18 protein-coding genes and 1 pseudogene are annotated in these 22,741 nt (G+C 63.8%); 6 read left to right on the forward strand and 13 right to left on the reverse strand.

The window, feature by feature from the left end; all coding sequences use genetic code 11:
• Positions 1-88: 88 nt before the first annotated feature.
• The 5 genes from AC3WLX_RS19965 to AC3WLX_RS19985 all read right to left on the reverse strand — a co-directional run bounded on the left by AC3WLX_RS19965 (position 89) and on the right by AC3WLX_RS19985 (position 5,296).
• The gene (locus tag AC3WLX_RS19965) at positions 89-955 is read right to left on the reverse strand and encodes a beta-keto acid cleavage family enzyme (protein ID WP_291624433.1); all 867 of its coding nucleotides are present in this window, start codon (positions 953-955) and stop codon (positions 89-91) included.
• Positions 956-1,171: 216 nt separating this feature from the next.
• Positions 1,172-1,972, reverse strand: coding sequence for a helix-turn-helix domain-containing protein (locus tag AC3WLX_RS19970; protein ID WP_492337236.1), 801 nt, complete (start codon positions 1,970-1,972; stop codon positions 1,172-1,174).
• 241 nt (positions 1,973-2,213) lie between these two features.
• A complete protein-coding gene (locus AC3WLX_RS19975) occupies positions 2,214-2,870 on the reverse strand; it encodes a glutathione S-transferase family protein (protein ID WP_492337237.1) in 657 nt (218 codons plus the stop codon).
• The gene (locus tag AC3WLX_RS19980) at positions 2,870-4,033 is read right to left on the reverse strand and encodes an acyl-CoA dehydrogenase family protein (protein WP_492337238.1); all 1,164 of its coding nucleotides are present in this window, start codon (positions 4,031-4,033) and stop codon (positions 2,870-2,872) included. Before AC3WLX_RS19980 ends, AC3WLX_RS19975 begins: the two co-directional genes overlap by 1 nt.
• A gap of 126 nt (positions 4,034-4,159) precedes the next feature.
• Entirely contained in the window at positions 4,160-5,296 is a 1,137-nt protein-coding gene (locus tag AC3WLX_RS19985) for an acyl-CoA dehydrogenase family protein (protein ID WP_492337239.1), read from the reverse strand.
• Positions 5,297-5,559: 263 nt separating this feature from the next.
• On the opposite strand from AC3WLX_RS19985, the gene AC3WLX_RS19990 reads away from it, so the two are divergent.
• Positions 5,560-7,110, forward strand: a complete 1,551-nt coding sequence (locus tag AC3WLX_RS19990) for an acyl-CoA synthetase (protein ID WP_492337240.1) — start codon at positions 5,560-5,562, stop codon at positions 7,108-7,110.
• A 72-nt stretch (positions 7,111-7,182) separates the two neighbouring features.
• Positions 7,183-8,405 (forward strand): annotated as a pseudogene (locus AC3WLX_RS19995) (ABC transporter substrate-binding protein).
• An 81-nt stretch (positions 8,406-8,486) separates the two neighbouring features.
• Here the strand turns inward: AC3WLX_RS19995 and AC3WLX_RS20000 are convergent.
• Entirely contained in the window at positions 8,487-9,257 is a 771-nt protein-coding gene (locus tag AC3WLX_RS20000; RefSeq protein WP_492337241.1) for a helix-turn-helix transcriptional regulator, read from the reverse strand.
• Positions 9,258-9,443: 186 nt separating this feature from the next.
• Here AC3WLX_RS20000 and AC3WLX_RS20005 point away from each other — a divergent pair, with 186 nt between their 5' ends.
• The 4 genes from AC3WLX_RS20005 to AC3WLX_RS20020 all read left to right on the forward strand — a co-directional run bounded on the left by AC3WLX_RS20005 (position 9,444) and on the right by AC3WLX_RS20020 (position 15,789).
• Positions 9,444-11,708 carry a marine proteobacterial sortase target protein gene (locus AC3WLX_RS20005; protein WP_492337242.1) on the forward strand — a complete coding sequence of 755 codons (2,265 nt, stop codon included), beginning with the start codon at positions 9,444-9,446 and terminating at the stop codon, positions 11,706-11,708.
• Between the two features lie 174 nt (positions 11,709-11,882).
• The gene (locus tag AC3WLX_RS20010) at positions 11,883-12,461 is read left to right on the forward strand and encodes a class GN sortase (protein WP_492337243.1); all 579 of its coding nucleotides are present in this window, start codon (positions 11,883-11,885) and stop codon (positions 12,459-12,461) included.
• A gap of 131 nt (positions 12,462-12,592) precedes the next feature.
• On the forward strand, positions 12,593-14,812 hold the full coding sequence (locus AC3WLX_RS20015) for an acetate--CoA ligase family protein (protein ID WP_492337244.1): 2,220 nt from the start codon (positions 12,593-12,595) through the stop codon (positions 14,810-14,812).
• Positions 14,813-14,967: 155 nt separating this feature from the next.
• Entirely contained in the window at positions 14,968-15,789 is an 822-nt protein-coding gene (locus AC3WLX_RS20020) for an MlaD family protein (RefSeq protein ID WP_492337245.1), read from the forward strand.
• Positions 15,790-16,061: 272 nt separating this feature from the next.
• Here AC3WLX_RS20020 and AC3WLX_RS20025 read toward each other — a convergent pair whose 3' ends face one another.
• The 7 genes from AC3WLX_RS20025 to urtB form a co-directional block, all read right to left on the reverse strand.
• Positions 16,062-17,102 carry an aliphatic amidase gene (locus AC3WLX_RS20025; protein WP_291624641.1) on the reverse strand — a complete coding sequence of 347 codons (1,041 nt, stop codon included), beginning with the start codon at positions 17,100-17,102 and terminating at the stop codon, positions 16,062-16,064.
• A 60-nt stretch (positions 17,103-17,162) separates the two neighbouring features.
• Positions 17,163-17,540, reverse strand: a complete 378-nt coding sequence (locus tag AC3WLX_RS20030; RefSeq protein WP_291624642.1) for an FmdB family zinc ribbon protein — start codon at positions 17,538-17,540, stop codon at positions 17,163-17,165.
• Between the two features lie 110 nt (positions 17,541-17,650).
• A complete protein-coding gene (fmdA, locus tag AC3WLX_RS20035) occupies positions 17,651-18,880 on the reverse strand; it encodes a formamidase (RefSeq protein ID WP_157285379.1) in 1,230 nt (409 codons plus the stop codon).
• 28 nt (positions 18,881-18,908) lie between these two features.
• Positions 18,909-19,598 carry an urea ABC transporter ATP-binding subunit UrtE gene (urtE, locus tag AC3WLX_RS20040; RefSeq protein ID WP_492337246.1) on the reverse strand — a complete coding sequence of 230 codons (690 nt, stop codon included), beginning with the start codon at positions 19,596-19,598 and terminating at the stop codon, positions 18,909-18,911.
• 215 nt (positions 19,599-19,813) lie between these two features.
• Positions 19,814-20,569, reverse strand: coding sequence for an urea ABC transporter ATP-binding protein UrtD (gene urtD, locus AC3WLX_RS20045; RefSeq protein ID WP_291630383.1), 756 nt, complete (start codon positions 20,567-20,569; stop codon positions 19,814-19,816).
• 11 nt (positions 20,570-20,580) lie between these two features.
• On the reverse strand, positions 20,581-21,720 hold the full coding sequence (gene urtC, locus AC3WLX_RS20050) for an urea ABC transporter permease subunit UrtC (protein WP_291630381.1): 1,140 nt from the start codon (positions 21,718-21,720) through the stop codon (positions 20,581-20,583).
• A gap of 17 nt (positions 21,721-21,737) precedes the next feature.
• Complete coding sequence (gene urtB, locus AC3WLX_RS20055) at positions 21,738-22,664, reverse strand: urea ABC transporter permease subunit UrtB (RefSeq protein WP_291630379.1); 927 nt, start codon at positions 22,662-22,664, stop codon at positions 21,738-21,740.
• Positions 22,665-22,741: the final 77 nt, after the last annotated feature.

The following is a 22,741-nucleotide window of genomic DNA, read 5'->3' on the forward strand; positions in this document are numbered from 1 at the left end:
TCGTCATTCCGGGGCACGCGAAGCGTGAACCCGGAATCTCGAGGTTCCGGGTTCGATGCTGCGCATCGCCCCGGAACGACGGGGATATTCAGCGATTCGTCCCAAAGATCTTGCGCGCTTCGGCCGGGCTCGCGATCTCGCGGCCCGCTCGCCTTGCGCAGGCGGCGACGGCTTCGATCAGTTGCCCGTTCGAGGTCACCTTCTTGCCGTCGGCGAGATAGAAGGTGTCCTCGAGGCCCGTGCGCAGGTGGCCGCCGAGCTCGGCGCAGCGCTGGTGCAGCGGCCAGATCTCCTCGCGGCCGATGGCGGTGACCTGGAAATGCGCTTCGGGCCGCTTCAGCTTGATCAGGATCGGCAGCAATTCAGGGTCGGCAGGCATGCCGGAAGCGACGCCCATGACGAAATTGTATTCGAGCGGCCCCTTGTACATGCCGACTTGGGTGTACATGCCGACGCAGCGGACAATGCCGACGTCGAAGCACTCGAACTCCGGGATGGTGCCGACCGCGTTCATGACGTCGAGATAGTCCTTCACCTTCTCGACCGCATTGTCGAACATCATCGGCGGCCAGGCCCAGCTGTTGTCGGCCTTCACCTTCAGATAGTTCAGCGAGCCGGCGTTGCAGGCGGCAATCTCTGGCTTCGTTTCGCGGATGCAATCGAGCGCGCCGGAGTAGTTCGGCCCTGACACGCCCGAGGTGTGGTTGATGATGACACCGGGGCAGGCTTCGCGGATCGCCTGCTGGATCTCCTTGCTGACCGCAACCTCCCAGGACGGCAGGTGTCCCTTGCCCGGCGCCTGCTGCCGCAAATGGATGTGCATGACGGAGGCGCCGGCGTCGAATGCAGCCTTGGCCTCGCGCGCCATCTGCTCGGGCGTCACGGGCACGTTGTGCTGCTTCGGGTCGGTGAGCACGCCGTTCAGCGCACAGGTGATGACGGCCTTGTCGGTCATGCCAAGATATCTCGCACGTTGAGAATTCAACGCTTGCGATCATGGGACGCGAAGCATGCGGCTTCTTGCGCGGAGAAGCTGGGAAAAACGACGAATTCGTAGGGTGGGTTAGCCGAAGGCGTAACCCACCACTGCCTGCCTCCGTGGAAATTGAAGAGGTGGGTTACGCGAGCAGCTGCGCTTCGCGCATCTGATCGGCTAACCCACCCTACGAAGTTACGAAGCCTCCGCCATCCGCACCGTCTCGGTGCTGCGATAGATCGCAAGGTCGCGCGAGCCGACGAAGATCGCGCGCGGCTTCAAGCCGTAGAAGCGACGGATCGAGTGGCTGAAATGCGTGGAATCGGGATAGCCGATGTCCTGCGCGAGATGGGCGAGGTTGAGGTCCTGGTTGGCGAAGTGCAGTAGATGCCGTGCGCGCTTCCAGGCGCGGAACGAGCGGAAGGAGATGCCGGTCTCTTCCTTGAACAGATGCAGGAAGCGCGAGGCCGAGAGGCCCGCCTCCGCCGCACACGTATCCGCCGTCACCGGCTCGCCGGAGAAGCGTCCGATGCGGGCGACCGCACGCATCACGCGGGGATCGAGCACGCGGCGCGGCAGCGCTTCGCCAAAGCACATCTCATCGAACTCGGCGGTGGTGATGTCGCCGTAGCGGCGCTGGCGCAGCAGCGCGTAGGCGGCGAGAATTTTGCGGGCATAGAAGGCCTTGTCCGGACCGCGCAGCCGCTCGGCCAGCGCCTCGATCACGCCATCCGGCACGCTCTCCGGCTCCAGCGTCACGCTGACGACGGTGCGATAGTCGCTGGCGATGGTGTGCCGCTGGTTCGGCAGGGTCACGACCAATTCGTCCGAGGTATGGACGTCGTCGACGGTCAAATGCAGACTGGCCTTCACCGCCACATAGACGTGGCAGCTACCGGGGGTGCGCTTGCGGGGACGGCCGAGCAGCCCGGCATAGAAAACGCGCTCGGGCGTGATCAGCATCAAATGGTCGGATTCGCGACCTTTATCTTCCATTGGGATCCTCCTCGCGCGGCTCTCTGGCCGCTGCGGACGGAGGTCACCTTAGCGGAAATTTGGGCGCTGTCACGGTGGGATAGCGCTGTCATCGCGCGCAAAAAATCGTCGTTCCGGCGACGGTCCGCAGGACCGAACCTCAGGTGGGCAATTGCGCACCGGGGAACCTCGAGATTCTCAGGTGCGCGACGGCGCACCGGAGTTCGCGCTATTGCGCGCCCCGGAACGACCGTGTCCGCAGTTACGCCCTCACTCTTGGCGCAACATTCTGCTCGGCACCCGCCTTTTGCTCCGCAGCAACGGCGCGCTTGAAGCCGTCGCGCTGCTGGAGGCGTGCCCAATAGGCTGCGACATTTGGCCCAAAATCCTTGGCCAGCCCGATGTTACTCGCCAGGCGAAGCGCGTAGCCGATGACGATGTCCGCGGCGGTGAAGCGGCCGGCGCACAAAGTTTCGGCATTTGCAGTCGCTGCCTCCACGGCTCGCAGGCGTCCCAGGAACCATTTGGCGTAGTCGCCGGCAACCTGCGGATTGCGCCGTTCCTCCGGCTCGAGCTGGCTGTATCGCAGCACCAGCGTTTGCGGGAAGGTTAACGTGGCGTCGCTGAAATACATCCAGTTCAGGAAGGCGCCGTAAGCGGGTTCTTCCGGACCGACCATCAGCGGCGTCGGGGCGTATTTGATGCCGAGATAATGGCAGATGCCGGAAGATTCCGTCATCTTCGTCTCGCCATCGATCAGGAAGGGAATCGTACCGAGCGGATTGAGCGCCAGATAGTCCTTGGCGAACACCCGCGGCGGGAATGGCAGCATCTTCAATTCGTACGGCAGCTCCATCTCCTCCAGCATCCAGAGCGGACGGAACGAGCGCGCAGCGTCGCAATGATAGAGCGTGATCATCAAGCACTCCCTTTGCTGCCGGGCAACGTGCCCATCATCTTGCACAGGACCATCAGCATGACCTCGTCGGCACCGCCGCCGATCGAGGTCAGGCGGCTGTCGCGATAGGCGCGGCTGACCGGCGTCTCGTTGGTAAAGCCCATTCCGCCCCAATATTGCAAGCAGGCGTCAGTAAGCTCTCGGCCGAGCCGGCCGGCCTTGAGCTTGGCCATGGTCGCAAGCCGCGTCACGTCTTCGCCCGCCACCAGTTGCTCGGCGGCGCGATAGATCAGCGCGCGCAGCAGCTCGACCTCGGTCTGCATCTCCGCAAGCTTGAAGTGCACGACCTGGTTGTCGAGGATGCTCTGGCCGAAGGCTTTGCGGTTGCGGGTGTACGCGATGGTCTCGTTGATGATGTATTCGTGCGACTTCAGGCAGGCCGCCGCGCCCCACAGCCGCTCCTCCTGGAACTGGATCATCTGGTAGGTGAAGCCCTTGCCCTCCTCGCCGATCCGGTTGCGCTTGGGCACGCGGACATTGTCGAAGAAGATCTGCGCGGTGTCGGAGGAACGCATGCCCATCTTGTCGAGCTTGCGCGCGACAGTGACGCCCTTGCTCTTCATGGGGACGCAGATCAGCGACTTGTTGCGGTGAACCGGCCCGTCGCCGGTGTTGGCGAGCAGGCAGATCCAGTCGGCCTGGGTGCCGTTGGTGATCCACATCTTGCCGCCGTTGATGACGTAATCGTCGCCGTCGGAGCGCGCACTCGTCTTGATCGAGGCGACATCCGAACCTGCGCCCGGCTCGGAGACGCCGATGCAGGCGACGTAATCGCCCGAGATCGACGGCGCCAGGAATTCGCGCCGCACATCATCGGAGCCGAACCGCGCCAGCGCCGGCGTCGCCATGTCGGTCTGCACCCCGATCGCCATCGGCACGCCGCCGCATGTGATGGCCCCGAGCTCCTCGGCCATCATCAGCGCGTAGGAATAGTCGAGACCCGAGCCGCCGAATTCGGTGGGCTTGTTCAGGCCGAGGAAGCCGAGGCTCCCCATCTTCTTGAACAGCTCGTGGGCCGGGAAGATGTCGGCCTTCTCCCACTCATCGACATGAGGATTGATCTCATTGGCGATGAATTTCTGCAGAGAGCGGCGGATGTCGTCGTGGTCGGCAGTGAATAGCATTTCGTCCTCTCGTCATTCCGGGGCGCGCGCAGCGCGAGCCCGGAATCCATTTCTCCAAGGTGTCTGCGGCCCGATGGATTCCGGGCTCGCTCCGCTGCGCTTCGCACCCCGGAATGACAGCCGTAGTCACAACCCCATCTGCCTCGAAGCCAGATCCTTCATGATCTCCTCGGTGCCGCCGCCGATGGCGTTGACCTTGACCTCGCGATAGATGCGTTCGGCCTTGATGCCGCGCATGAAGCCGGCGCCGCCGAAGATCTGCACGGCCTCGGAGGCGCAGAACGCCATGGTCTGCGTCGCCTGGTTCTTCATCATGCAGATCTCCGCGACCGGGCTTTCGCCCTGCTCCAGGCGCCAGGCCAACATCTCCAGCATTGCTTGCGAAGCCGCGACTTTCTGCGCCATGTCGACGATCTTGTGCCTGATGACCTGATGCTGGGCAAGCGGCTTGCCGAAGGTCTTGCGCTCCCTGGCGTAGGCGACCGCCTCGTCGAGACAGACCCGGGCGAAGGCAGTGCAGCTGGCCGCCATGCCCATGCGCTCGCTGTTGAAGTTCTGCATGATGATCTTGAAGCCCTGCCCCTCCTCGCCGATCAGGTTTTCGACCGGCACGCGGCATTCGTCGAAATGCAGCGTCGCGGTGTCCGAGGCCCACCAGCCCATCTTCTTCAGCTTGGTCCGCGACAGGCCGGGCGTGCTGCCTTCGATCAGGAGCAGGCTGACACCGCCGGCGCCCTCGCCACCGGTGCGCACCGCCACGGTCAGATAATCGGCGCGCATGCCTGAGGTGATGAAGGTCTTCTCACCGCTCACGACGTAGTGATCGCCGTCGCGCCGCGCGCGGGTGCGCAGGTTCGCGACATCGGAGCCGCCGCCAGGCTCGGTGATCGCGAGCGCGGAGATCTTCTCGCCCGCCAGCACCTGCGGCAGCACACGGGCCTTCACCTCGGGACGCGCGGCACGCGCGATCGGCGGCGAGCCGATGGTGTGACTCATCAGGCTGGCGCTGACGCCGCCGGCCCCGGCCCGCGCCAGCTCCTGGCTCGCCACGATCTTCATGAACTGATCCGCCGCGATGCCACCAAACTCCTCGGGGAATCCCAGTCCCAGAAGACCAATCTCGGCCGCCTTGCGATAGAGCGCGCGCGGGAATTCACCGGCCTCGTCCCACTCATGGGCGAACGGGGTGATCTCCTTCTCGACGAAACGGCGCATGACGTCGCGGAAGGCATCATGCTCGGCGGTATAGAACGGGCTCTTCATCGCACTCTCGCCCTGTTGGCGGATTCGCCCGCCCACCATGGCTGGAACATTTGCCATTCACTTGCGCGGAGTGGCTGGCCATGTGAGCTGCTCCACCGCAGCCCATGACCTAGCAACTCCACGCAAGACGATTTTCGTCCCGCACAGGCTAACTCCGGATCAAAAAAGTTACTGCACAAACTCCGGCTGGCGCCGGCGCCATACCGGGCATTCTGCACGGGCGGCAAGGTGGAGGGCGGCCCCGACCGCCGAGGGAGGACTTCTTGGCCGTTCGCTACTACGACTGGATTGCCCATCATGGCCGCCGCACGCCGAACAAGGTTGCGGTGATCGACCTCGCGAGCGAGCGCCGCTTCAGCTACTCGCAGCTCGACGCCCGCGTCTCGCGCCTCGCCTCGTTCCTGCGTCACACGTTGAAGGTCTCGCGGGGCGACCGCGTCGCCGTGCTGGCTCTGAACACGACCGATACGCTGGAGGTGCAGTTCGCCTGCGGACGGCTGGGTGCCATCTTCGTGCCGCTGAACACGCGTCTCACCGTTCCCGAGCTCCAATTCATCACTGCAGATTGCGCGCCGAAGGTGATGATCCACGATGCCGACCTCGCCGAGACGGCGCTCGCCGTCGCAAAGCTCTGCAACGTTGCGACCAGCCTGCTGCTCGGCCCCGGCGGCACCTATGAAGCCGGTATCGCCGACGCGAAACCGCTCGACCGCGCCGAAGACGTCACGCTCGATGACGTCTCCACCGTCATGTACACCTCGGGCACGACGGGGCACCCGAAGGGCGCGACCATCACCCATGGCATGACGTTCTGGAACTGCGTCAATCTCGGCGGCCCCGCCTGCATCGGGCCGGCCTCGGTGCTCCTCACCGTGCTGCCGCTGTTCCACACCGGCGGGCTGAATTGCTACACCAATCCGGTGCTGCACGCCGGCGGCACCGTGATGATCATGCGCGCCTTCGATCCCGGCACCGCGCTCGGCCTGATCGACGACCCCGCGCAGGGCATCAACGTGTTCTTCGGCGTGCCGGCGATCTACCAGTTCATGGCGCAGCACCCGGCCTTTGCGACGACAGACCTCAGCCGGCTGATCGTCGGCGGTGTCGGCGGCGCTCCGATGCCGGTGCCGCTGCTGAAAGTGTGGGAGGCGCGCGGTGTCGCGCTACAGCAGGGCTACGGCATGACCGAGACTTCGCCCGCCGTACTGGTGCTCGACCGCGAGGATGCCGCGCGCAAGGCCGGCTCTGCCGGCAAACCGGTGCTACACACGGAAGTGCGCATCGTGCGCCCCGACGGCAGCGACGCCGATGTCGGCGAGCTCGGCGAGCTCTGGGTCAGAGGCCCCAACATCACGCCCGGCTACTGGAACCGGCCTGAGGCGAACAGGACCTCCTTCACCGACGGCTGGCTTCATACGGGCGACGCCACGCGCGTCGACGAGGAGGGCTTCTACTACATCGTCGACCGCTGGAAGGACATGTACATCTCCGGCGGCGAGAACGTCTACCCGGCCGAGGTCGAGAACGTCCTGCATCAGCTCGGTGCCGTCGCCGAAGCTGCCGTGATCGGCATCCCCGATGCACAATGGGGCGAGGTCGGCCTTGCCATCGTCGCGGTCAAGCCCGGCCAGAAACTGACGGAGACCGAGGTTGTCGCCCATTGCGCGGCCAATCTGGCGCGCTTCAAATGCCCGCGCCAGATTCGCTTCGTCGATGCCTTGCCGCGCAACGCCACCGGCAAGATCCACAAGCCGACCTTGCGCAAGGAGTTTTCTGTCGCCTCCGAGATCGACAAGAAGGTGGCTACAGCCTGATCGAAGCGCCCTCCGGGGCGCTTTTCCTTTTGACGTGCCTGCCCAACCCACAAGAAACGCCAAGGAATTTCCATGAAGAACAAGAAACTCGCTCTGCTTGCCGCGGCGACGGCCCTGACCTTGATCTCGGTTCAGGGCGCCTTCGCACAGAAGAAATACGATACCGGTGCCAGCGACACCGAGATCAGGATCGGCAATGTCGAGGCCTATTCCGGTCCCGCTTCCGCCTACGGCATCATCGGCAAGACCGAGGAAGCCTATTTCAAGATGATCAACGACCAGGGCGGCATCAACGGCCGCAAGATCAACTGGATCTCCTATGATGACGGCTATTCGCCGCCGAAAACGGTCGAGCAGGTCCGCAAGCTGATCGAGAGCGACGAGGTGTTCCTGGTCTTCAACGCGCTGGGCACGCCCACACAGACCGCCGTGCAGAAATATCACAACGCCAAGAAGGTCCCGCAGCTTTTCCTGGCGACCGGCGCCAGCAAGTGGAACGACCCCAAGGGCTTCCCCTGGACCATGGGCTTCCAGCCGAGCTACCGGGTCGAAGCGCGGATTTTCGCCAAGTACATCCTGCAGGCGAAGCCCGACGCGAAGGTCGCGATCTTTTATGCCAACGACGATTTCGGCAAGGACTACGTCGCCGGCATCAAGGAGATTTCGGCGACAAGGCCTCTTCACTCATCGTTGCGGAAGAAAGCTACGAGACCAGCGAGCCGTCGATCGATTCCCATATCGTCAAGCTGAAGGGCACCGGCGCGAACGTCTTCGTCAACATCTCGACGCCGAAATTCGCGGCACAGGCGATCAAGAAGATCGCCGAGCTCGAATGGAAGCCGATGCATCTGATGACCGACGTGTCGATCTCGATCGGCGCGGTGATGAAGCCCGCCGGCTTCGATGCGTCGGAAGGCGTGCTGTCGGCAAGCTATCTGAAGGACGCGTCCGACCCGCAATGGAAGGACGACGAAGGCATGAAGAAGTTCATGGCGTTCATCGACAAGTACATGCCCGGCGCCAACGTCTCGGACACCAACGTCGTCTATGGCTATGCCGCCGCGCAGACCCTGGTCCAGACCTTGAAGCAGTGCGGGGATAACCTCACGCGCGAGAACGTGATGAAGCAGGCCGCGAGCCTGAAGGACTTCGCGCCCGATACGCTGATCCCCGGCATCAAGATCAACACCGGCCCCAACGACTTCGCACCGATCGAGCAGCTCAAGATGATCCGCTTCAAGGCGGGCCAGTGGGAGCTGTTCGGCGACATCATCAGCGCCGAGACCGGGGGCTAGTCCGGACCGGTCGGATACGCTCGCGACAGATAGCGGCCAAAAAAGGCCGCTATCTTTTCAAGTGAACGAGATCGAGCGAGGTTATGCCGGCAAGAACAGCGCGAACGGCTCTTCCACCGTGCGGCGCAGGTGCTTCCGGTACAGCTCATAGTTGGCATCGCCGACGGCGACCCGTCCCAAAGACGGGTTCGCAACATTCCTGATCGGCACATAGGCGATCGGCGCGGCGATCGGCGTGAGCTGCGAGCCGGGCCCGGCGCGGAGCGTCGAGATGATGCCGTACATCTCGCCTGATACCGTCGGCCGCGACACCGTGATCACGCGATGCTGGCCGTGCTTGATGATCACGAGGTAGATGAAGCCGGACTGATGGGGAACAGCCACCTCGCCGGTATGCTCGTAAGCGGCATCGGTCCGATCGCCCTCCCGAAAAACCAGCGAGGAGACCTTCGGCTCCCACGCGATCTCGGTGCGATAGGCGAAGATCGCATCCTTGTCGCCGAACGACGGTCGCAGGGTGATGTAGACGTCCTCGAGCCAGGTCACCGCGCGATGGGCATAGGAGCCCAGACTGTCGGGCGCGACGTCGTTTGCGGCCGGTGGCGTCGCCACGACAACGCTTCTGCGCAAGGAGACACCGAGCGCCTGCTCCAGCCGGACTGTCGTCGCCAGCGTGAACGGCCGCCGGCCGCCGAGCACCTTCTCCAGCGTCGACAGGCTGAGCTTGGCCTGCTCGGCCAGCGCCTGCCGGGAGATCCGGCGCCGGGCGAGCTCCTCGCGAATGGTCTCGGCGATCTCCCGGCTCTGCTCGTCCGAAAGCTGCTTGTCGGTGATCTTATCCTGCATCTGCATCGTCGGCCCTGCCCTGGGGGGCCATCCTAGCAGGGCGGACAAACCAGCACAAAACCGCACATGGCCACCCGGCGGCGGCCTGCCGGGGGCCGGCCGCGGCGGAACATTACCGATCATTCTGCTCGCGACATCAGTCCCTCCCGGCGGATGCTGAAGGCCAGCAAACATGTTTCGGGAGCAGGCCAAATGGACACCTTCGACACCGCCGAAAGCGACGATCACCCACTCTTGAGCCGGCTGATCAAGGTCGGATTGTTTCTCCTCGCCCAAGGCGTCGCGGTGATGCTGATCGCTTTCCTCGCTCTGCTGGTGAGCTTCGGGACGAGCTGGTCGGCAACGACCGAACGGGCCAGCCTGCTCCAACCGGGCGAGGCGCGATCGGGCAGCCTGTTGCTCAAGGAAGACGGCGCCACCCTAGAGGCGATCCGCCTTGGGACCGACATCGACATCACAGTGTCTGGCCCGACCTTGCGCGCCCGCGTCACACAGGCATTCCGCAATCCGACCAAGCATTGGGTCGAGGCAACCTATGTCTACCCGCTCGCGGCCGGCGGCGCCGTCGACACGCTGAAGATGGTGGTCGGCGATCGCATCATCGTCGGCGACATCAAGGAGCGGCAGCAGGCGCGCGTGATCTACGAGGAAGCGCGGCGCGCCGGCCGGAAGGCCGCGCTCACCGAGCAGGAACGGCCGAACATCTTCACCAACTCGGTCGCCAATATCGGTCCCGGCGAAACCGTGCTGGTACAGATCGAGTACCAGGAGCCGGTGCATCAAGTCGGCAACGAATATTCGTTGCGCCTGCCGCTCGTGGTCGGCCCGCGCTACAATCCCGCGCCGATCGTCCAGAGTGTCGACTTCCGCAAGGATGGCTCGGGTTGGGGCGCGGCGACGTCAGACCCGGTGCCGGATCGTGACCGCATTTCGCCGCCTGTGCTGGATCCCGCCAGGAATGCGCCGGTCAACCCGACCAGCATCACGGTACGCCTCAAGGCCGGCTTCGCGCTCGGTGAAGTCAAGAGCCACCATCACAACGTGAAGATAGAGAGCCCGGACAACACGACGCGCGTGGTCACGCTCGCGGACGGCACCGTGCCGGCCGACCGTGACTTCGAGCTGACCTGGAAGCCGGCTGCGGAAAAAGCGCCCTCGGTCGGGCTGTTCCGCGAGCGCGTCGGCGATGCCGAATACCTGCTCGCCTTCGTCACCCCACCGAGCGCAGAGCAGGCTGCGCAGACGCCGCTGCCGCGCGAGGTGGTTTTCGTGATCGACAATTCCGGCTCGATGGGCGGCACCTCCATCGTCCAGGCCAAAGCGAGCCTGCTCTATGCCCTCGGCCGCCTGCAGCCGCATGACCGCTTCAACGTGATCCGCTTCGACGACACCATGGACGTGCTGTTTCCGGCCTCGGTGACGGCGGATGCCGCGCGTGTCGCAGAGGCGACCTCGTTCGTCGGCGCGTTGCAGGCGCGCGGAGGCACCGAGATGGTGCCGGCGATGCGCGCCGCTCTCACCGACAAGCTCGGCGAGGCCGGCATGGTCCGCCAGGTCGTGTTCCTGACCGACGGCGCGATCGGCAACGAGCAGCAATTGTTCGATGCGATCACGACGATGCGCGGGCGCTCGCGCGTCTTCATGGTCGGCATCGGATCGGCGCCCAACACTTATCTGATGACCCGCGCCGCAGAGCTCGGCCGCGGCGCCTTCACCCATATCGGCTCCGCCGAGCAGGTGGAGGAGCGCATGCGCGGCCTGTTCGCCAAGCTGGAAAATCCGGCGGTGACCGGCCTCACCGCACGATTCTCGGAGGCCAAGGCCGACGTCACGCCGGCGATCATCCCCGACGTCTACCGCGACGAGCCGCTGGTGCTGGCGGCCAGGCTCGACAAGCTCGCAGGCTCGCTCGAGATCAAGGGCCGCGTCGGCGACCATCCGTGGACGGTGACGCTGCCGCTGCAAAACGCCGCCGAAGGCAGGGGCCTGTCGAAGCTCTGGGCCAGGCGCAAGATCGCCGATGCGGAGGTGGCGCGCACCCTGCGTGAGATCACACCCGAAGATTCCGACAAGACGATCCTGGCGCTGGCGCTCGACCATCAGATCGTCACGCGGCTGACCAGCCTCGTCGCCGTCGACAAGACGCCGAGCCGTCCGGAGGGCGCACCGCTCATGCTCAGCGAGCTGCCGGTCAATTTGCCCGCGGGCTGGGACTTCGAGAAGGTGTTCGGCGAGCGACCGCATCCGACGCCGGCACAACTACGGGAACGCCATGCCGACGCGCGCAATCAGCCGGCAACGCGACGGCCGACGCCTGCTGCGCCCGACGCGATCCGCCTGCCCAAGACCGCGACCTCGGCCGAGTTGAAGATGATCGCTGGTTTCATCCTCATCGTGCTCGCCTTGATCCTGTTCGTGTTCAACCGGCGTCGGCCCTTGCTCACCGACGCCGCTTGAGAGAGGAGCCCCCGAACTCCTCTGTTAGCGCGCGCGGCTGCCCGTCCCTTCAAAACGGCCGCGCGCGCCATTTTTCATCGTCATTCCGGGGCGGCTCGCAGAGCCGAACCCGGAATCTCGAGGTTCCGGGTTCTCGCTGCGCGAGCCCCGGAACGACGAAACAAGAGATACACAATGCCCCGCCTCATCTCTCCCCTGGTACTGACGCTGATCGGGCTCATCCTGTTCGGTGACGGCGCTTATATCCATGCCAAGGCCTGGCTGGCGCAGGTGCTGCTGGAGCGGGCGTTCGACCGGAGCGTGGCGACCGGCATGGCGGTGAAGCCCTGGTCGTGGGCCGACACCTGGCCGGTCGCGCGGATCGAGGTCAAGCGGATCGGTGCCAGCGCGATCGTGCTGGAGGGCACCAGCGGCCAGGCGCTTGCGTTCGGGCCGGGCCATATCAGCGGAACCGTGGCTGCAGGCGAGCGCGGCGTTGCCGTCTACGCAGCGCATCGCGACACGCATTTCCGCTTCCTGCGGAATGTGTCCCTCGGCGAGGTCATCGATGTCACGCGCAATGACGGCAAGCATTTTCGCTTTCGCGCGGATTCCTCGGCCGTCGTTCGTTATGATGCGTCGGGCATCGACCCCGCAACACGGGAGGCCGAGCTCGTGCTCACGACCTGTTGGCCGTTCGACGCCGTCGTGTCCGGCCCCGAGCGCTACGTCCTGCGCGCCACCTTGATCGAAACCAATGATCGAAGTCGATGAATACGATCCGCAACGCTCGACCGCAACGCTTCTCATTCCATTGCACGGCATACCGCATGGTTGCCACTCCAGAGAACTCGCCATAGAACAGAGCGACGCACCGCCAAGAACAACAACAGGTGAGGTCGGAAATGGAAGCTCAGGTGCCTGCCGGGTCGGTTTCGCAGTGCCGATGGTCTCCACCGCCTGACGCGGCCGGTGTCGTCAAGGGCATCCATGCGATGCTGCACCCGCAAAATATCGTGCTGGTGGGCGCGACCGACAAGCCCGGCAATTATGCCGAGCGTATCTGGAACAATCTGGTCAAGTACGGGTTCGAAGGCGGGCTCTATCCGATCAACGCCAAGCGCGATACCGTCTGGGGCGTTCCCTGCTACAAGGACTTTGCGAGTCTTCCGGAGAAGCCCGATCATGTGCTCGTGCTGGTGCCTGCGCGCTTCGCCGTACAGGTGATCCGCGACGCTGCCGCGGCCGGCGCGCGTTCGGCCACCATCGTCACCTCCGGCTTCAGCGAGCTGCAGGATGACGAAAGCCAGAAGCTCGCTGCCGAATTGCAGGCGGCCGTGCGCGAGACGGGGCTCGCCGTCACGGGCCCGAACTGCCTCGGCAATTTGAGCGCCGGCGAAAAGCTCTTCACCAATATCGACGATCGCATCGTCACCATGGAACAGGGCGCCGTGGCGATCGCCGGGCAATCCGGCGCCATCGTCATGGCGATCCGCCAGGCGCTGGAAGACCGGGGTGTGGGCGTCGGCTACATGGTGACCACCGGCAACGAGGCCGGCCTCGAGACGCCAGATCTGATGCGCTATTTCGCGGAGGATCCGAGCATCAAGGTGATCGTCGTCTACCTCGAAGGCGTGCGCAACACCAAGGCCTTCCGTGACGCCTGCAAGGCGGCGCGCGCGGCGAGCAAGCCCGTGATCGCGCTCAAGCTGGGCGCCTCCGAAGGCGGCCGCGCCGCGGCGATGGCGCATACCGGCGCGCTCGCCGGCTCGATCGAGACATTCGACGCGATCGCGACGCGCGAAGGGGTGATTCGGGTCGGCGGCCTCGACGAGCTGATAGAGACCACCGAGTGCTTCGTGCACGCGGCCGTTCCAAAAGGCGATCGGCTCGCCGCCGTAACGCTCTCCGGCGGCAAGCGCGGCATGCTGATCGACGCGTTCTATGCCGAAGGCCTGGATTTCGCGCCGCTGAGCCCGCATGTCAGCGCGGAGCTGGCGAAGATGCTCGGCCCCGGCTCGATCGTCGGCAATCCGCTCGATGCCGGCTTTGCCGCGGTGGTCGATCCCTCTGTCTACATGAAATCGATCAAGCTGATGATCGACGATCCCGATATCGACATCGTCATCGTCGATGCCGAGCTGCCGAAGGCGCCGCATGAGCTGCGCGAGCGCAATTTACGCATCGTCGACGAGATGGCGAGCAAGGCGGGCAAGCCGGTGATCTATATCAGCGCGATGTCGATCGGCTTCACCGAATACACCAAGGATTTGCGGAAGTCGTTGCCGCATCTCGCCGTCATGCAGGGCCTGGACCGTGCGGTGACCGCCATCAAGTCGCTGCTCGACTACGCCAAGCTGCGCAAGGAGGTGCCCGATATCGTCTCAAGCTCGAAGCCCGCCGCGCGCGCCGTGCTGGAGAAGACGTTGACATCGGCGACCGGCGCGGCGCTCGACGAGGTCGCCTCGAAGAAGCTGCTCAAGGCCTACGGGATCCCGATCTCGAAGGAGGCGATCGCGCAGACTGCGGCGGACGCCGTGAAGATTGCCAAGCAGATCGGATTTCCGGTCGTGGCAAAACTCGTCAGCGCGGAAATCCTGCACAAGTCCGACATCGGCGGCGTGGTGCTGAACCTCAACAGCGCAGCCGAGGTGAAGAAGGCGTTCACCGACATCACCGCGCGGGTGGCGAAGCTCAAGGGCAAACCAAAGCTCGACGGCATCCTGATCGCGCAGCAGGTCAAGGCCGAGCTCGAGCTGGTGATCGGCGCCTCGCTCGATGCCGAGATGGGTCCCGTCGTGCTGTTCGGCACCGGCGGCATCGACATCGAGTTGATGAAGGACGTCGCGCTCGCCGGCGCGCCGCTGGACGAAGCCGAAGCACGGCTCCTGATCGGCCGCACCAAGGCCGGCATCAAGATGCGCGGCTATCGCGGCAGGCCCGCCCTGCACGAGGCCTCGGCGGTCAAGGCGCTGGTCGGATTGTCCAACCTTATCGCGGATGCAGGCGATCGCATCGCCTCGATCGACATCAACCCGTTCCTGATCAACACCAGGACGGGGGTGGCCGTCGATGCCCTGATCGTGTTGAACAATGCTGCCGCCAGGCGGGCCGGGGGACGCTGATGCCGCGTCGTGCCGTAGGGTGGATCAGCGCAGCGTAATCCACCGATTCGGTGCAACGGCGCGCGAGGCGTTGGTGGGTTACGCTACGCTAACCCACCCTACGTACTATCGCGGCCTTCTTCCAACCTTCCCGCTTTGGCTCTAAACTCAGCCTCATGGCACGCGCGAGCAACCTTGTAATCGGAACGGCAATGCTGGCGGCGATCGCCGTGGCATTCGGCAGCGTGCTCGGCGTGCAGAAATGGCGCAGCATCCAGAGCCGCAGCCAGCTGCGAGTGGTGTTCGAAGGCGGCTCCGCCAGCGGCCTGCGCCGTGGTGGGCCGGTCAATTTCGACGGCGTCCCGGCCGGCCAGATCCTGTCGATCAAGCTGGACAGTCCCCGCAGGATCGTGGCGCTGGTGTTGCTCGACAACACCGCGCCGATCCGCAAGGACACCGTGGCAGGCATCGAGTTCCAGGGCCTCACCGGTGTCGCTGCGATCTCGCTGATCGGCGGCGCCCCATCCGCGCCGCCGGTGCCGCTGGATGCGGACGGCATCCCCGTGCTGACGGCCGATCTCAGCGACGCCGAAACCATCGTCGAAACCCTGCACAGCGTCGACCGCGCCATCGTGACCAACGCCCCCGCGATCAAGGACGGCCTGCACACGTTCGAGACCTATACCGCTGACCTCAGAAGCAAGGGCGCGGAGATCGATTCGGTCATGGCCAAGGTCGACAGCGCCTTTGCGGGATTCGACAAGGCGGTCGCGAAGATCGAAGGCGTGGTGCCGGGTTTCGTCGACGGCAAGGCCGACGAGCTGTTCGAGAAGATCCAGGGACTGCACGAGCTTGCCGGCGTCATGAAGAAGAAATCGGCCAGCTATATCGAGGACATCCGCCGTTCCCTGCTCGACGTCAGCGAAACCGCCAATAGGATGGCGGGAACGCCCGTGCCGCCGCGGCCTCCGCGCAGGCCCGAAGAGAAGAAGCGATAGCACTCTTTCTTGCCCTCCCCTGGAGGGCAGGGCTATCGCATATATCCCGCTGCCCGAGCTGAACGCGCGCCTCGTCCTTCGAGACGACCGCTTCGCGGTCTCCTTAAGATGAGGCTAAGTAGCATCAGAGCCCGTTGAACCTGGCGCAGCAACCTCGATCCTCATCCTGAGGGCCCGCCAACGGCGGGCGTCTCGAAGGATGGCCGCAGGCGAGATCGCTCCATATGCGATTGCCCCGCCCCTCCAGAGGAGAACGCGGAGCCGCGAGCAGATCAATAGTTACTGGCTGCCGCGCCGTTCGGGATGCCGTCGATCGGGCACTCGTCGGTCCCCGGCGTCGAGCGCGTCATCGCTTCCACCATATCGCGCGTACCCTCGGGATCTTTGATCCAGTTCTTGTAGAAATCGTAAGGACAGGCCGCGACGCCGCGCGGGCTGTCGCCGGAATTGATCATGCCGGTATAGCCGCGGTGAACCAGCTTGTAGAGATGGTTCTGCGACTGGCCGTTGCGGCGGGCGTCGCGGATCAGATGCTTCGACAGCTGCGCATACTGAATGCCGTAATCCTCCTCGCCGCACTCGCCGAGCGTGCGGCCGTCGAAGCCGATGATGGCGGAGTGTCCGAAATAGGAATAGACGCCATCGAAGCCGGCGGCATTGGCGACGGCAACGTAGACGTTGTTCGCCCAGGCCATGGCCTTGGAGATCATGACCTGCTGCTCCTTGGCCGGATACATGTAGCCCTGGCAGCGCACGATCAACTCCGCGCCCTTCATGGCGCAGTCGCGCCAGATCTCCGGATAGTTGCCGTCATCGCAGATGATCAGGCTGACCTTCAGGCCCTTCGGTCCGTCGGAGACATAGGTGCAATTGCCGGGATACCAGCCCTCGATCGGCACCCACGGCATGATCTTGCGATATTTCTGCACGATCTCGCCCTTGTCGTTCATCAGGATCAACGTGTTGTAGGGCGCCTTGTGCGGATGCTCCTCGTGGCGCTCGCCGGTGAGGGAAAACACGCCCCACACCTTGGCCTTGCGGCAGGCCTCCGCGAAGATCGCGGTCTCTTCGCCCGGCACCATGGAGGCGGTCTCATACATCTCCTTGGAGTCGTACATGATGCCTTGCGTCGAATACTCCGGGAAGATCACGAGATCCATGCCGGGCAGGCCGAGCTTCATGCCGACGATCATGTCGGCGATCTTGCGGGCGTTATCAAGCACCTCGGCCTTGGTATGCAGACGCGGCATCTTGTAATTGACCACCGCGACGCCGACCGTGTCGTTGCTGCTGGAAATGTCGCCGTGAAGCATGTCGATCGCTCCTGTACTGACTTGCTGGTCCGGATCGCCGCCGTCAGGCGACCGCGAAGGTTAGTGACTGATCATCCAGGGCCGCGCCGTCGGAAAGCCCTTGGCGCCGCTCCCGGTCTTGGTCATCAGACGGGCCGGCTTCTTTCGGTCGCTCGATCCCTTGCTCTTGACGGTCTTGCCCGACGAGCAGCAGCCGCAACCGGGGCCGTGCGAGGCCTTGTACTGTGCGAGGGTCTGCGGCGCGTGCGTGCTACGCTCGTTGACGGCATGCGCCTTGCGCTTGTCGGCGGGCATGCAGAAGAAATTCGGTGCGGTCAGGATGACGCGGGGCGCCATGGTCTCGCAATGCGGGCAGCTTTGCGGATCGTCACATTCCGCCATCGGGCGCAGGTCCTTGAAGGGACCGCAATCGTCACAGAGATATTCGTAGACCGGCATCGCGTCACCTACGTTCTTGCTCGTTCACAACTCGCTATCACCATTCGCGTGGAGACAGCTCCTCACCCCAAACCCTCTCCCCGTAAGAACGGGGAGAGGGAGCGCAAGCGTCACTTGTCCGGCGATATCGGCATCTGGATGTCGCCGGTGATGTGTTTGATGGGCCCTGCCGCCGACGGCATCACGTCGAAGTCGAATATCTCCGTCGGTAGCCACAGCGTGGCGCAGGCGTTGGGCACGTCGACCACGCCGGAGATGTGGCCCTGGCACGGTGCGGTGCCGAGAATCGAATAGGCCTGGGCGCCGGAATAGCCGAACTTCTTCAGATACTCGATCGCATTCAGGCAGGCCTGGCGATAGGCGATGTGGACGTCGAGATAGTGCTGCTTGCCGGCCTCGTCGACCGAGATGCCCTCGAAGATCAGATAGTCCTTGTAGTTCGGCGTGATCGGCGACGGCTTGAAGATCGGGTTCTTGATCCCATACTTCGACATGCCGTCCTTGATCACCTCGACCTTCAGGTGCAGCCAGCCGGCCATCTCGATGGCGCCGCAGAAGGTGATTTCGCCGTCGCCCTGGCTGAAGTGAAGATCGCCCATCGACAGACCGGCGCCGGGCACATAGACCGGGAAGTAGATCTTCGAGCCGCGCGAGAGATCCTTGATGTCGCAATTGCCGCCATGCTCGCGCGGCGGCACGGTGCGCGCGCCTTCGGCGCCGATCTTGGCCTTGACGTCACCCTTGGCGCGGCCGCCATGGGCAGTCGGCGCGAACGGCGGATTGGCAAGGCCGGGAACGCGGGTCGGATTGGTCGAGATCAGCTCGGCCTCGCGCTTGTTCCAAGTCTCCAGCATCTTGGGATCGGGCAGGCAGCCGATCAGGCCGGGATGAATGAGACCAGCGAAGTTCACGCCGGGCACGTGACGCGACGAGGTGTAGAGGCCCTTGATGTCCCAGATCGATTTCTGCGCCAGCGGGAAATGGTCGGTGAGGAAGCCGCCGCCGTTCTGTTTGGAGAAGAAGCCGTTGAAACCCCACAGGCTCTCCTTCAGCGGGCCGACGTCGAGCAGGTCGACGACGAGGAGGTCGCCTGGCTCGGCGCCCTTGACCCCGATCGGACCCGAAAGGAAGTGCACGATGGACAAATCAATATCGCGCACGTCGTCGGCGGAATCGTTGTTCTTGATGAAGCCGCCGGTCCAGTCATAGGTCTCGATGATGAAGTCGTCGCCGGGATTGACCCAGGCCACGATCGGAATGTCGGGGTGCCAGCGATTATGCACCATGTCGTTTTCATAGGCCGACTTGGTGAGATCGACCTTGATCAGTGTCTCTGGCATCGAGAGGCTCCCCTTTGACTACGGTTGGTTAGACGGACAGATATTTCGAGACCTGTGCGGCATCGACGGCGTCGCGCGGATCGTCACGCACGATCTCTCCGTTCTCGATCACCAGAACGCGATCGGCGATGTCGAGCGCGAAGCTCAGCACCTGTTCGGAGACGACGATCGAGAGGCCCTTCTCGTCGCGGATGCGCTTCAACGTGCGCGCCATCTCCTTGATGATCGAGGGCTGGATGCCTTCGGTCGGCTCGTCCAGCAGCAGCACCTTCGGCTTGGTCGCCAGCGCACGCGCGATCGCCAATTGTTGTTGTTGCCCGCCGGAAAGATTGCCGCCGCGGCGGCCCTTCATCTCCAGCAGCACCGGAAACAATTCGTAGATGTCGTCAGGCACCTCGGACCCACCGGACACGACGAGCCCGGTCTCGATGTTCTCCTTCACGGTCATGGTGGAGAAGATCATGCGGCCCTGCGGCACATAGGCGAGGCCCTTGGCGACGCGCTCGAAGCTCTTGAGATTGCCGAGCTCGGCGCCGTCCATGCTCACCGAGCCGCTTTTCGCAGGCAGGATGCCCATCAGCGACTTCATCAGCGTGGTTTTGCCCATGCCGTTGCGGCCCATGATCGCCACGATCTCGCTCGGCGCGACCTTGACGTTGAGCCCGTGCAGCACCTCGCTCTGGCCGTAGGCGACGTGAAGATCGGAAATTGCCAGCATCTTTGGCTCCTAGGCTCGGTGTCTCTTCACCTCTCCCCGCCGGGGAGAGGTCGCGCCGAAGGCGCGGGTGAGGGGGCACAGTTTTCTGGAGGAAGCGAAGCCCCTCACCCGAATGGCGCTTGACGATGCTTCGCATCGCAAGGAGCCATTCGACCTCTCCCTATGGGAGAGGTGGACGGAGATCGCCGCGCGTGCTTGCCCCTTACTCACCATCGTCAGTGCCCCAGATAGACTTCAACGACCTTGGGATCGTTCTTCACCTTCTCCATGGTGCCCTCGGACAGGATCTGGCCCTGGTGCAGCACAGTGACCTTGTGTGCGATGTCCTCGACGAATTTCATGTCGTGCTCGATCACCAGCACCGAACGGTTCTTGATGATGCGGTTGAGCAGTTCGGCGGTCTTGGCACGCTCGGATACGCTCATGCCGGCGACGGGCTCGTCCAGCATCAGCAGGTCCGGATCCTGGATCAGCAACATGCCGATCTCCAGCCACTGCTTCTGGCCATGGCTGAGCTCGTCCGCATAGGTGTTGAGCTTGTCATTGAGGAAGATCATTTCCGCGACCTCCTCGACCCGGTCCTTCACCAGCTGGTCTCGCTGAAACGTCAACGAACCGAACACGGTGCGGCCACGCGGGAACGAGATTTCGAGGTTCTCGAACACGGTGAGGTCCTCGAACACCGACGGCGTCTGGAACTTGCGGCCGACGCCGGTCTGCACGATCTCGTTCTCTCTCATCTTCGTGAGCTCCTTGCCACGAAACTGGATCGAGCCCGAGGTCGCCTTGGTCTTGCCGCAGATCAGATCGAGCACCGTAGTCTTGCCGGCGCCGTTGGGGCCGATGATGACGCGGATCTCGTTCTCCTCGACGTAGAAAGAGAGATCGTTGACCGCCTTGAACCCGTCGAACGACACGGTCAGTCCGGAGACCGCGAGCAGGAAGTCCTTGGGCTGATGACCGACGAGCATGATCTACCTCCTCACTCTGCCGGCGCGCCGTCGGCGACCGAATTGCCGTTCCAGCCCGACTTCGGCTTGCGTGCAAACAGCCGGTCGATGCGCGGCTGCACGTAGTCGGCCCAGAGTCCGGACAGCCCGTTCGGGAAGGCAAGCACGACCGCGATGAAGAGGGCACCGAGGCCGAACAGCCAGAGTTGCGGAAACGATTCCGAGAGGCTGGTCTTGGCGAAGTTGACCAGGATGGCGCCCCAGATCGCGCCGAAGATCGACATCCGTCCGCCGACCGCGGTGTAGATCACCATCTCGATCGACGGCACGATGCCGACGAAGGACGGCGACATGAAACCGACATTGAGCGCGAACATGGCGCCGCCGATCGCAGCGAACACCGCCGCCATGCAGAAGGCGAAGATCTTGAAGTTGGCGACGCTGTAGCCGGAGAAGCGGACGCGGTCCTCCTGCTCGCGCATCGCGACCAGGATGCGGCCGAGCTTGGTCAGGCGGATGAACTGCGCGATGCCGATGCAGGCGAACAGCAGCACCACTTCGACAAAATAGAGGATCACCTTGGCGTGGTCGGGGCGGATGTCCCAGCCCTTGAGCGTGCGCAGGTCGGTCATGCCGTTGATGCCGCCGGTATAGCCCTGCTGCCCGACGATCAGGATCGTCAGGATCGCCGCGACCGCCTGGGTGATGATCGCAAAATAAGTGCCGCCGACGCGGCGCTTGAACATCGCGGTGCCGATGATCAGCGCGAACAGGCCGGGGACGAGGATGATGGCGAGGATGGTGAAGGTGAGGCTGTGAAACGGCTGCCAGAACAGCGGCAGCGCCGTGATCTGATTCCAGTCCATGAAGTCCGGGATACCAGGCGTCGACTGGATCTTGGTGTTCTCGACGCTCGAGGCCTCGAGCTTCAGGAACATCGCCATGCAGTAACCGCCGAGGCCGAAGAATACGCCCTGCCCCAGGCTCAGGATGCCGCCATAACCCCAGCACAGCACGAGTCCGAGCGCGACAAAGGCGTAGGTCAGATATTTCGCGACCAGATTGAGGCGGAACACGTCGAGCGTCAGCGGCAGTATCACGAACAGCACCGCGGCAAGGGCAATGAAGCCCATCAGTTCGGATCGATTGAAGAAGCGTGAGTTGATGATCATGACTTGCCTGCTTCTCGTTATTTGCGGACCTTGAGGGCGAAGAGACCCTGCGGCCGCAGCATCAGGATGCCGACGACCGCGAGCAGCGTGAGCACCTTGGCCATCGAGCCGGACATGAAGAATTCGAGGGTCGATTGCGTCTGCGAGATCGAGAAGGCGGAGGCGATGGTGCCGAGCAGGCTGGCGGCACCGCCGAACACGACGACCAGGAATGTATCGACGATGTAGAGCTGACCAGAGGTCGGACCGGTCGAACCGATCATCGTGAAGGCGCTGCCGGCGACACCGGCGATGCCGCAGCCCAGTCCGAAGGTGTAGCGATCGACCTTCTCGGTGTTGATGCCGACTGCGCCGGCCATGATGCGGTTCTGCACGACTGCGCGCACCTGGCGGCCCCAGCGCGACAAGTAGAGCACATAGGCGACCGAAACGGTGATCAAGAGGGTGAGGCACATCACGAAGATGCCGTTGATCGGCACCTCGATGCTGTCGGTGACCTGCAGCGAACCGAGCATCCATTGCGGCAGCTCGACGCCGACCTCGCGCGCGCCGAATACGGAGCGATAGGCTTGCTGCAGCATCAGGCTGAGGCCCCAAGTGGCGAGCAAGGTGTCCAGCGGGCGCTTGTAGAGGTGCCGTATCAGCACCCACTCCACCAGCATTCCCAGCGCGCCGGCGGCGAGAAAGGCGAGGATCATCGCGAGGAAGAAGTAGCCGCTGAACAGGCTCGGCAAATAGGCCTGGAAGAGATTCGAAGTCATCCAAGTGACGTAGGCCCCGAGGATCATGAACTCGCCATGGGCCATGTTGATGACGCCCATCTGGCCGAAGATGATCGCGAGACCGAGCGCCATCAGAACGTAGACGGAGAACAGGATCAGTCCGGCAAACCCCTGCATGACGAAGATGGAGCCGAGATCACCAAGCGAGTAGTCGCCAAACATCGATGTCCTCCGTCAGGAATAAGGGTCCCGCGTCGCGATGCAGAGTCGCGACGCGGGGTCTTGAGGCATGGACTTGC

The sequence above is a fragment of the Bradyrhizobium sp. FW305-F6 genome (assembly GCF_058782905.1).

Coding starts and splice junctions, on each gene's coding strand:
- urtD (WP_291630383.1), bottom strand. CDS start 20,569: ATGCTCGTCGGTCATCAGCCCAAGGACTTCCTGCTCGCGGTCTCCGGA.
- AC3WLX_RS19965 (WP_291624433.1), bottom strand. CDS start 955: ATGACCGACAAGGCCGTCATCACCTGTGCGCTGAACGGCGTGCTCACC.
- urtC (WP_291630381.1), bottom strand. CDS start 21,720: ATGATCATCAACTCACGCTTCTTCAATCGATCCGAACTGATGGGCTTC.
- AC3WLX_RS20000 (WP_492337241.1), bottom strand. CDS start 9,257: ATGCAGATGCAGGATAAGATCACCGACAAGCAGCTTTCGGACGAGCAG.
- AC3WLX_RS20010 (WP_492337243.1), top strand. CDS start 11,883: ATGCCCCGCCTCATCTCTCCCCTGGTACTGACGCTGATCGGGCTCATC.
- AC3WLX_RS20025 (WP_291624641.1), bottom strand. CDS start 17,102: ATGCTTCACGGCGACATTTCCAGCAGCAACGACACGGTCGGCGTCGCG.
- AC3WLX_RS20015 (WP_492337244.1), top strand. CDS start 12,593: ATGGAAGCTCAGGTGCCTGCCGGGTCGGTTTCGCAGTGCCGATGGTCT.
- AC3WLX_RS20005 (WP_492337242.1), top strand. CDS start 9,444: ATGGACACCTTCGACACCGCCGAAAGCGACGATCACCCACTCTTGAGC.
- AC3WLX_RS19970 (WP_492337236.1), bottom strand. CDS start 1,972: ATGGAAGATAAAGGTCGCGAATCCGACCATTTGATGCTGATCACGCCC.
- AC3WLX_RS19980 (WP_492337238.1), bottom strand. CDS start 4,033: ATGCTATTCACTGCCGACCACGACGACATCCGCCGCTCTCTGCAGAAA.
- urtE (WP_492337246.1), bottom strand. CDS start 19,598: ATGCTGGCAATTTCCGATCTTCACGTCGCCTACGGCCAGAGCGAGGTG.
- AC3WLX_RS20020 (WP_492337245.1), top strand. CDS start 14,968: ATGGCACGCGCGAGCAACCTTGTAATCGGAACGGCAATGCTGGCGGCG.
- urtB (WP_291630379.1), bottom strand. CDS start 22,664: ATGTTTGGCGACTACTCGCTTGGTGATCTCGGCTCCATCTTCGTCATG.
- AC3WLX_RS19985 (WP_492337239.1), bottom strand. CDS start 5,296: ATGAAGAGCCCGTTCTATACCGCCGAGCATGATGCCTTCCGCGACGTC.
- AC3WLX_RS19975 (WP_492337237.1), bottom strand. CDS start 2,870: ATGATCACGCTCTATCATTGCGACGCTGCGCGCTCGTTCCGTCCGCTC.
- AC3WLX_RS20030 (WP_291624642.1), bottom strand. CDS start 17,540: ATGCCGGTCTACGAATATCTCTGTGACGATTGCGGTCCCTTCAAGGAC.
- fmdA (WP_157285379.1), bottom strand. CDS start 18,880: ATGCCAGAGACACTGATCAAGGTCGATCTCACCAAGTCGGCCTATGAA.